The sequence below is a fragment of the Vibrio sp. 1562 genome, assembly GCF_033340155.1.
Taxonomy (GTDB): domain Bacteria; phylum Pseudomonadota; class Gammaproteobacteria; order Enterobacterales; family Vibrionaceae; genus Vibrio; species Vibrio alginolyticus.
In genome coordinates this window covers 1-664 of the sequence record NZ_JAWOVY010000406.1, presented here as the reverse complement: position 1 = coordinate 664, position 664 = coordinate 1, and the positions used below count along the sequence as shown (strand labels likewise).

Here is a 664-nt window from a genome sequence, read left to right as displayed (position 1 = left end):
TCGTAAGCGTCATAAGCGAGCGTCGACAGTTGTTCGCCAACGAACTTAATATTTGTGGTGAGAACGGTAGACATTGTGAGGCACAAGTAAATAACGCGTTTTACATGGCGAAAGGCATGCTGAAACGTACGTTACCAGATTTTGATGCCAGCGAATTAGGCATGAGAATCACGGAGCTCTCGTTAGAAGAAAAGGACACTAAGCTCGTTACGTTTACCAACTTCAAAGGCAAAACAGAAGATTGTAATTTTCCAGATCTGAAGGAAATCACGGTGGCAGAAGCGAAGAAGCTATTACCACTGACGACACAGAACCGACGTCTTCCGCTTTATCACGTATCTCTATGCTACAAAACACCTTTCAATATCATCGGTGTAATGCGTGGTGAGCCGATCAAGGTTGTGACCAGTTCATACTCATTTGCAAGGATTTAATATGAAGGGCTTCACTAAGCAGAAAGGAGTGGCTGGAATCATATTTGTTTCGTTTCTCCCTATATTAATCATCACTTTCTCATTTTCTGTCGGTTACACACAACGTTTACTTGCGCACTCAAAAATCGAAGAAGCGGCGGAAGTAGCAAGTCTTGCTTTGATCGCAAGCCCTGGTAAAGACAATAAAGACGACCAGGACTATGCGCAGAGAATTGTTGATTTATACATTA

Annotated in this window: 2 protein-coding genes; both read left to right on the top strand. The window is 42.6% G+C overall.

What is annotated here, in order from left to right; translation table 11 throughout:
* Positions 1-434 (top strand): tight adherence pilus pseudopilin TadF (gene tadF, locus R7Z49_RS25470; RefSeq protein ID WP_318112450.1); only part of this gene is annotated, 434 nt, incomplete at its 5' end.
* Position 435: 1 nt separating this feature from the next.
* Positions 436-664, top strand: a 229-nt coding sequence (locus R7Z49_RS25465) for a TadE/TadG family type IV pilus assembly protein (protein WP_411913035.1), incomplete at its 3' end; no start/stop codon positions are given.